This is a genomic window from Aquitalea pelogenes, assembly GCF_001515305.1.
In the GTDB taxonomy this organism is placed as follows: Bacteria; Pseudomonadota; Gammaproteobacteria; order Burkholderiales; family Chromobacteriaceae; genus Aquitalea; species Aquitalea pelogenes.
Genome location: NZ_LNQV01000052.1, coordinates 21,989 through 28,667 on the forward strand (window position 1 = coordinate 21,989; position 6,679 = coordinate 28,667).

6 protein-coding genes are annotated in these 6,679 nt (G+C 58.8%); 1 reads left to right on the forward strand and 5 read right to left on the reverse strand.

Annotated elements, in window-relative coordinates; all coding sequences use genetic code 11:
* Nucleotides 1-166: 166 nt before the first annotated feature.
* From AWT75_RS17520 to ppk2, 4 genes are all read right to left on the reverse strand, one after another.
* Nucleotides 167-907, reverse strand: a complete 741-nt coding sequence (locus AWT75_RS17520; RefSeq protein WP_062790813.1) for a UDP-2,3-diacylglucosamine diphosphatase — start codon at nt 905-907, stop codon at nt 167-169.
* A 102-nt stretch (nt 908-1,009) separates the two neighbouring features.
* Nucleotides 1,010-1,501 (reverse strand): peptidylprolyl isomerase, encoded by a 492-nt coding sequence (locus AWT75_RS17525; protein WP_045847100.1) that lies wholly within the window; start codon nt 1,499-1,501, stop codon nt 1,010-1,012.
* A gap of 79 nt (nt 1,502-1,580) precedes the next feature.
* Nucleotides 1,581-2,138: a peptidylprolyl isomerase gene (locus AWT75_RS17530; protein WP_045847101.1), complete on the reverse strand. Its 558-nt coding sequence runs from the start codon at nt 2,136-2,138 to the stop codon at nt 1,581-1,583.
* Nucleotides 2,139-2,224: 86 nt separating this feature from the next.
* Nucleotides 2,225-3,082: a polyphosphate kinase 2 gene (gene ppk2 / locus AWT75_RS17535; protein ID WP_204377090.1), complete on the reverse strand. Its 858-nt coding sequence runs from the start codon at nt 3,080-3,082 to the stop codon at nt 2,225-2,227.
* Between the two features lie 403 nt (nt 3,083-3,485).
* Between ppk2 and AWT75_RS17540 the strand changes: the two genes are divergently transcribed.
* Nucleotides 3,486-5,153, forward strand: coding sequence for a SulP family inorganic anion transporter (locus tag AWT75_RS17540; RefSeq protein ID WP_045847215.1), 1,668 nt, complete (start codon nt 3,486-3,488; stop codon nt 5,151-5,153).
* Here AWT75_RS17540 and AWT75_RS17545 read toward each other — a convergent pair.
* Entirely contained in the window at nt 5,150-6,490 is a 1,341-nt protein-coding gene (locus AWT75_RS17545) for an HD-GYP domain-containing protein (RefSeq protein ID WP_062790817.1), read from the reverse strand. The genes AWT75_RS17540 and AWT75_RS17545 overlap by 4 nt on opposite strands.
* Between the last annotated feature and the right edge of the window lie 189 nt (nt 6,491-6,679).

Consider the following 6,679-nt stretch of genomic DNA (forward strand, 5'->3'; position numbering starts at 1 on the left):
AGTGGAAATGTCAGCAAGCCCACTTATCAGGAATAGCACATTATTGCCAGAGTGAAGGTATTACATACTGTCCTAAAGAATTGTTTTAAACAGTAGTAGGGGCAGGGGGGCAGAGCCAGCAGCGCGCCTAGTTGCAATTAAGCCGCAATGGCTCCCATTGGTGAGGCTAGTCGTGTTGGTGGCCTGCTGTCAGTGCATGAGCCTGCAGACCATTTTCATCCAGCCGCAGATAGCCGCCATGATTGCCGTACCAGTCGGTCAGCACCCAGCGCTGACTGGTCTTGTTGTCTTGTTGGTAGGCGTGGCAGGCAGGGCGGTGGGTGTGGCCGTGGATGAGAACCGGCCAGTCATACTGGTCGAGTAATACCAGAACGGCCTGTTCGGTGACATCGGTAATGGCGCTCAGGCCTTGCTGCTGTTTGGCGGCTTCACTTTGCATGCGTGCCTGTGCGGCAATGGCGTGGCGTTCGGCCAGCGGCCGCGCCAGCATGGCGGCTTGCCAGGCCGGGTTGCGGCTCATGGCCCTGAATTGCTGATAGGCGGTGTCATCGGTACACAGCGCATCGCCATGGCTCAAGAGATAACGCTGGCCATAGGCCTCCAGCAGGTGAGGGTCTTCCAGCAACATGGCCCCGCTGCGCTGGCAAAAGCCCTCGCCCAGCAGGAAGTCGCGGTTGCCTCGCATCACATAAAGTGGGGTATGGCGGGAGAACTGCTGCATGGCAGCCAGCATGTCCTGCAAGAATGCAGAATCATCGTCATCACCAACCCAGTATTCGAACAAATCGCCCAGAATGAACAGGCTGTCGATCTGCCCCTGCCATGCTTGCAAGGTACTCACGAACAACTGGCATAGTGCGGGGCTGTCTTCGCTCAGGTGCAGGTCGGAAATGAAGTGATGGCTCATGATGTTTCAGTAAGGGCAACAATTGTCAGAATGCCAAAGCAAAGCCAGCTCACCCGGGGGCAGCTGGCTTGCTGACAGGGCTACTAGCGGCCCTGGACGGGATCAGATGATCTCGGCCTTTTCCACCACTACGGCTTCAACCGGCACGTCCTGGTGACCACCGCTACGACCGGTACGCACGGTCTTGATGCGATCAACCACTTCCTTGCCTTCCACAACCTGGCCAAACACGGCATAGCCCCAGCCTTGGGTGGTTTCGGACTTGAAGTCCAGGAAGTCATTGTCGGACACGTTGATGAAGAACTGAGCCGATGCGGAGTGCGGGTCCATGGTGCGGGCCATGGCAACGGTGTAGGTCTTGTTGGAAACACCGTTGTTGGCTTCGTTCTTGATCGGATCGCGGGTGTCTTTTTGCTTCATGTCGGCATCAAAACCACCGCCCTGAATCATGAAACCGTTGATTACGCGGTGAAAGATGGTGCCGTCGTAGTGGCCGCTCTTTACGTATTCTTCAAAATTGGCGGCAGTGACCGGGGCTTTGTCGTGGAACAGTTCCAGAACGATATCGCCGAAGTTGGTGCTCAGTTTGATCATGAGGATTCCTTTATTGTCTGAAGCGTACGCTTGATGCGGTGTGCTGAAGGCCAGCCTGTGGCTGGCCGGTGAAGGCGGGTCAGGGCTTGACCACAACCTTCTGGATCACGATGGGCTCGAAGGGCACGTCATCCATGCCTTTCATGCTGCCGGTGTGGGTTTTGGCAATGCGGTTGACGACGTCCATGCCCTTGCTGACCTTGCCGAATACAGCATAGCCGATGCCTTGCGGGCTGGGGTTCTTGTAGTCAAGGAATTCGTTGTTGGCCACATTGATGAAAAACTGTGCCGTCGCCGAATTGGGGTCGGCAGTGCGGGCCATGGCGATGGTGCCAATGCTGTTTTTCAGGCCGTTGGCGGCTTCATTGGGGATGGGCGCATTGGTTTTCTTCTGTTCCAGCTTGCCGTCAAAACCACCACCCTGAATCATGAAACCATCGATGACGCGGTGAAATACCGTACCGTTGTAAAAACCGGCCTTGGCATAGCTGACAAAATTGGCCACGGTCTTGGGCGCTTTGGCCGAATCCAGGGTAATTTCAATCACGCCTTTGTTGGTGGTCATTTCCACCACCGGCGCGGCGTGTGCCAACAGGGGCAGGGCACACAGGGCAAGGCTTGCGAGCAGTTTTTTCATGGATGTAAGGAGTGCTGTCGGCGGAAACAAAGCCGAATTCTAGCACAGCAGCCGCATCGCGGATGCGGCTGCTTGGGTCGCTTGCTTCAGACGTCAAAACGCAGCGACTTGTCCTCATCTGCATTGTGCATGTGCTTGGGGGCACCTACGATCAGCGGGTCGGCGGCATGGGCCACACGCGGGTCCTTGTTGGGGTAGTCCAGGCTGGCCAGGAAATGGCGGATACAGTTCAGCCGTGCCCGCTTCTTGTCATCCGATTTCACCACTACCCAAGGGGCATCGCCGGTATTGGTGTGGAAGAACATGGCCTGCTTGGCTGCGGTGTAGTCGTCCCATTTGTCCAGCGACTGAATGTCGATGGGCGAGAGCTTCCAGTGTTTGAGCGGGTCATCCCGGCGCGAGATGAAGCGGCGCAACTGTTCTTCACGGCTGACCGAGAACCAGAACTTGAACAGATGGATGCCGCTGTTGACCAGCATGCGTTCCAGCTGCGGGGTCTGGCGCATGAATTCCAGGTATTCGTCCGGGGTGCAGAAGCCCATCACCCGTTCCACGCCGGCGCGGTTATACCAGGAGCGGTCGAAGAACACGATTTCGCCGGAAGACGGCAGATGTTCGATATAACGCTGGAAATACCATTGACCGCGTTCGCGCTCGGACGGTTTTTCCAGTGCCACCACACGGGCACCGCGCGGGTTCAGGTGTTCCATGTAGCGCTTGATGGTACCGCCCTTGCCGGCAGCGTCGCGGCCTTCAAACAGGATGACGATTTTCTGCCCGGTTTCCTTCACCCAGTTCTGTACTTTCAACAGCTCGATCTGCAGTTCCAGCTTGATCTTTTCGTACTCGGCCCGGCGCATGCGGGTGCGGTAGGGGAAGCTGGCAGGGAGTTCGGCGGTGCTACTGTCTTCGCTGGTGCCGTGCGGTGCTTCGGCCACCTGCAGTGCAACCGGCTGCTGGCTGATGGTTTCGATGGCTTTCACCGATTCCTGATGCACGCGCTTGACGTTGCTCTGGCGGCTGCTGGTGCTGCGCGCAGGCTTGCGGCTGGCAGCAGGAGTACTGGTGGTGCTGGTATTTTCCGCGACTGGTGTGGTGTCGGCGGGGGTGCTGATGGCGGGATCGTTATTTTTGTCTTGCGTCATGGTTTTCCCTCATGCTGAAGTGGTCTTGAAACCATGCTACGCCTGTTGAATTGGGGTGTCGATATGCCTCTGCCATGGCTGCAATCCTGCTGGCGTGATACCTGGCTGGCTTGCGCCGGGCGTGCTTGGCGTCGATGATGACAGTACAAACATGCAGGCGCGGCACTGTTTGCTGCCGCTTGCCATCAACGAAAGTCGCACCATGTTCAGTCCGGGATTCCACCCTCGTATTGTTGATACCCTCAAAAGCTATAACCGCCAGTTGCTGCGCGATGACATCATGGCCGGCATTACCGTCGGCATTGTCGCCTTGCCCTTGGCCATGGCCTTTGCCATGGCCAGTGGGGTGACGCCACAGGCTGGCATATTCACTGCCGTGATTGCCGGTTTTCTGGCGGCGGTGCTGGGGGGGAGCCGTTTGTCGGTCACCGGACCGACCGGGGCCTTCATCGTCATCATCTACGGCATTGTGGCCAAGTACGGGGTGGCCAACCTGCTGATCTGCACCTTCATGTCCGGCGTGATGCTGGTGTTGATGGGCATTTTCCGGCTGGGGCAGGTGATCCGCTTTTTTCCCTTGCCACTGATTACCGGCTTTACCAACGGTATCGCCGTGCTGATTTTCCTGACCCAGCTGAAAGACTTTTTCGGCTTGCCGGTGGAAAAGATGCCAGCCGGCTTCTTTGCGGTGATGCAGGTATTGCGTGAGCAACTGGGCAATTTTCACTGGCCGACCTTACTGCTGTCTGCGGCCAGCCTGCTGCTTATCCTGCTATGGCCAAAGCGACTCAACCGCCTGTTGCCCGCGCCTTTTGTGGCGCTGATTCTGGCGACGCTGGCCACGGCCTTGTTCAGCCTGCCGGTGGCCACGCTGGGCAGCAAGTTCGGTGGTATTCCGCAAGGCTTGCCCAGCTTTGGCGGGCTGGACCTGGACCCGACCCATCTGTCCGACCTGCTGGCACCGGCCTTTACCATTGCCCTGCTGGGGGCCATCGAGTCACTGCTGTGTGCGGTGGTGGCGGACAGCATGACGTCCGACAAGCATGATTCCAATCAGGAGCTGATCGGTCAGGGCATCGCCAATATGGTGGCCCCGTTTTTTGGCGGCATTCCGGCGACCGGAGCGGTGGCGCGCACTGCCACCAATATCAGCAACGGCGGTCGCAGCCCGGTGGCTGCCATGGTGCATGCGGTGTTGCTGCTGTTGATTTTGCTGGTGGCTGCCCCGTTGGCGGCCAGTATTCCCCTGGCGGTGCTGGCCGCCATCCTGATTTCGGTGGCACTGAAAATGGGGGACTGGGATATCCGCAAGGCTTTCCAGTTTCCCAAGCGCGATACCGCCGTCTTGATTGTCACCTTTGTGCTGACCGTGGTGTTTGACCTGACGGTGGCAGTACAGATCGGCCTGCTGATGGCGGCGGTGTTCTTCATCCGCAGCATGGCCAGCCATACCTCGGTCAACCGCCTGTTGCCGGAATATGCGCAGTTGTTCGAGCGCCATACCATAGCCGGCAAGCATGTGCCGGATGGCTGTGCGGCTTTCCGGGTGGAGGGTGCACTGTTTTTCGGCGCGGCGGACAGTGTGGAAATCATTCACCAGCAGGCCGAGCAGGCGCGCGTCATCATCTTGCAGTTGCACCGGCTGGTGATGCTGGATACCACCGGTTTGCTGGCGCTGGACAGTCTGAACGACAAGCTGCGCGTGCAGGGCAAGACGCTGATTCTGTGTGGTGCGACCGATGAGGTGCTGGACATGCTCAAGGGGTCGCGGCTGGTGGATGATCTGGGTGCGGACAATCTGCAGCCGGACCTGGCAGCCGCCTTGCAGCGTGCCGAACAGTTGCTGACCAGCGGGGTGGTGTGGGGCTAGAGCTGGCCTTCCTCGCGCAATACCTGCTGCAAGGCTGCAAAACAGCGTGGATCGATAGCCATGTGCAGGTTCTGTTGCATGATGTCCAGTGTTTTGGCCACCGGGGTGGCCGGGTGGTATGGCCGCTCGGCATTGATGGCGTCAAAAATGTCGGCGGTGGTGATGATGCGGGTTTCCAGGGTGATGGCGTCGCCTGACAGACCGCGCGGATAGCCCTTGCCATCCAGTCGTTCATGGTGGGCGGCGGAAACATCGGCCAGCTCGGCAAACACCTGCATGCGGCCAAGGATGGCGTGGGTGTAGCTGGCGTGTTTTTGCACGGCGGCCCATTCCTCGGCATCCAGCTTGCCTGGCTTGTCCAGAATGCGGTTGCTCACTCCCAGCTTGCCCACGTCGTGTAGCAGGGCGCCGCGTTTGAGCCAGCGGCGGCGCGCATCATCCAGACCCAGGGTGGCGGCAATACGGTCGGCATAATGACCTACCCGCTGGCTGTGACCAGCGGTGAAGGGGCTTTTGGAGTCGACCACCTGGCCGAAGCCTTCGGCAATTTCATCCAGATAATCTTCATCAACGTCCACCTGATGCTGGGCCGGTTCCAGCGCCAGTACCGCCTGATCGACGCTTGTGGATTCCAGCACCTGCCAGAAGGTTTCGTCACTGGCCACGCTGGCAAAGCAGGCCACCAGCTGTGGGTCGAACCAGTTGCCGGCACGTTGCTGCACCTCGGCCAGCGCACCGTCACGACCACTGGTGATGTGAAACACATCCACCACCTGCGCCAGCAGGGCAATGCGGGCATTGAGCGGAATGGCCTCACCCTGCAAACCCAGCGGACGGCCTGAGCCATCCCAGTGCTCGTCCAGCGACTGGATGCCGCGCGCGACGTTTTCATTGAAACGCAGCTGGCGGGCGATATCCGCACCTCGATAGCAACGGGTCTGGATCAGTTCGTTGGCGATTTCCTTGCCATTGCGCACAATGCTGATAATGGATGCCAGCCGTTCCGCCCAGCCGGCATGGCGTCCGGCATGGCTCAAGACAAAACCCAGTTTGTCCTGCAGGCTGCTGCCTACCAGCTTGAAGTCTTGCTTGAACTGGCGATCATCTGCCAGATACAGTTCGCTGATGCGGGCGGCATTGCTGCTGCAGCCCAGGTCTTTCAGCAGGATGGCGTAGTACAGTTCCCACAGTGACTGGCTGTCCAGCCCGATGGCACGGCCAATGTGCATGCCTATCCAGCAGCTGCGTACGCAATGGCCTTCAGGTTGTCCCTCGGTGATATCCAGTGCATAGCTGAGCGAACCCAGCAATTCCGCCAGCTTGAGCGAAGCCCCCATGGTGCATGTCCTGTTTGAATCCGGTTGGCTGCTACTTTAGCTGCCAATCAGGGAGTCTGCCCAATAAAAACGGCATCGCCAGGCGATGCGTTTTTATTGCCGATGATGATGGATCAGCGTTTGTGCTTGCTGCGGTTGGTGCCAGTGGCCTGGCTGGCCGGTTTGCCGCCCGGTTTTGCCCCCGGTCGG

Bases quoted from the DNA above. Each gene is read 5' to 3' on its own strand.
- AWT75_RS17525 (WP_045847100.1), bottom strand. From the start codon at position 1,501: ATGATCAAACTGAGCACCAACTTCGGCGATATCGTTCTGGAACTGTTC.
- AWT75_RS17520 (WP_062790813.1), bottom strand. From the start codon at position 907: ATGAGCCATCACTTCATTTCCGACCTGCACCTGAGCGAAGACAGCCCC.
- AWT75_RS17545 (WP_062790817.1), bottom strand. From the start codon at position 6,490: ATGGGGGCTTCGCTCAAGCTGGCGGAATTGCTGGGTTCGCTCAGCTAT.
- AWT75_RS17540 (WP_045847215.1), top strand. From the start codon at position 3,486: ATGTTCAGTCCGGGATTCCACCCTCGTATTGTTGATACCCTCAAAAGC.
- AWT75_RS17530 (WP_045847101.1), bottom strand. From the start codon at position 2,138: ATGAAAAAACTGCTCGCAAGCCTTGCCCTGTGTGCCCTGCCCCTGTTG.